We start from the raw sequence: 1,488 nt of genomic DNA, 5'->3' as shown, positions 1-1,488 counted from the left end.
CCACCCTCCTCCACAACCCCCCTTTCCGCCGCTACTGGACCGGCCACACCATCTCCGTCTTCGGCGACGAGATATCCGCCATCGCCATGCCCGCCACCGCCGTCCTGCTCCTCGACGCCCGCGCCGCGGACATGGGTTGGCTGACCGCCTCCGTCCTCCTCCCCTCCCTCCTCCTCTCCATCCCCGCCGGCGCCTGGGTCGACCGCCGCCGCAGCCGCCGCCGCGTCATGCTCCTCGCCGACCTCGGCCGCTTTCTCCTCCTGTGCTCGATCCCCGTCGCGTACGCGCTGGACGCGCTCACCCTCACGCAGCTCTACGTCGCGTCCTTCGCCCTCGGCACCCTCGCCGTCCTCTTCGATGTCTGCGCCGGCACCCTCTACGTATCGCTGCTGAAGCAGGACCAGTACGTGGACGGCTCCTCACTCCTCCACGGCAGTCGCTCCCTCGCCCGCGTCGCGGGTCCCGGCACCGGCGGTGCGCTGGTCTCTGCGCTCACCGCCCCGGTCGCCGTGCTCGCCGACGCGCTCAGCTATCTCGTCTCCGCCGCCTGCCTCGCCCGCATCTCCCCGGCCGAACCACCGCCCGCCGCCCCGCAGAAGGGCCACCTCACCGCCGGTCTCAAGTGGCTGGCGAAGCACCCGGTCATGCGCCCGGCCCTGCTCGCCTTCGCCACCCTCAACTTCTTCAACTTCATCTTCCAGGCCCTGTTCTTCCTCTACGCCAACAAGGAACTCGGCCTCGGCCCCGGCATCCTCGGCGCCGTCATGAGCGCCGGCGCCATCGGCGGACTCGCGGGCGCGGCCGCCGCCGGGCGGATCATGCGGCGGTTCGGGTACGGGCCCGTCATCACCACCGGGTTCGTCGGCTTCGCGGCACCGCTCATGGTCGTGCCGGCCGCCTCGGGGCCGCAGTCCGCCGTCATCGCCCTGCTCTTCGTCGGCTATCTCGGCGCCAGCTTCAGCGTGATGGTCCTGGACATCGCCGCCAACGCCTTCCAGGCCGCCCTCATCCCCGACGCCCTCCGCGCCCGCGTCCTCGGCGCCTTCCGCACCGTCAACTACGGCGTCCGCCCGCTCGGCGCCCTCGCCGGCGGCGCCCTCGGTACGGCGCTCGGCCTGCGCCCCACCCTCTGGATAGCCACCGCCGGCGCCCTCCTCGGCCTCCTGTGGCTGCTGCCGTCGCCGCTGCCCCGGTTCCGCGAACTCCCGGCCGCCCCCGACCAGGGACCTAAGACCCCCGCCGCCGCGGCTACGCCTCCCGCCCCTGGCGCCCAGGACCCCGATCCGCGGTAGACAGAACCCCATGGACGCCAACCAGGCCGCCGCCTACCTCGCCCCCATGGACGCCGACCAAGCCGCCGCCCACCTCGCCCGCATCGACGCCGACCAAGCCGCCGCCTCACCGAACAACTCCCGCTGCTCCGCACCATGCTCAACGCCTCCTTCGCCCAACTCGGCTACTACACCCACCTCTCCGCCGCCCAACTCG

2 protein-coding genes are annotated in these 1,488 nt (G+C 72.8%); both read left to right on the top strand.

The features are described from left to right. A partial coding sequence (locus G5C51_RS41910) for an MFS transporter (protein WP_165246167.1) occupies positions 1-1,292 on the top strand: 1,292 nt, incomplete at its 5' end. A 10-nt stretch (positions 1,293-1,302) separates the two neighbouring features. Continuing rightward, the coding region (locus G5C51_RS42685; protein ID WP_206314894.1) for a MotE family protein at positions 1,303-1,488 on the top strand (186 nt) is incomplete at its 3' end.

It is taken from the genome of Streptomyces coryli, assembly GCF_011044975.1.
GTDB classification, from domain to species: domain Bacteria; phylum Actinomycetota; class Actinomycetes; order Streptomycetales; family Streptomycetaceae; genus Streptomyces; species Streptomyces coryli.
The sequence above is the reverse complement of the archived record's forward strand: the minus strand, read 5'-3'. Positions and strand labels throughout refer to the sequence as shown.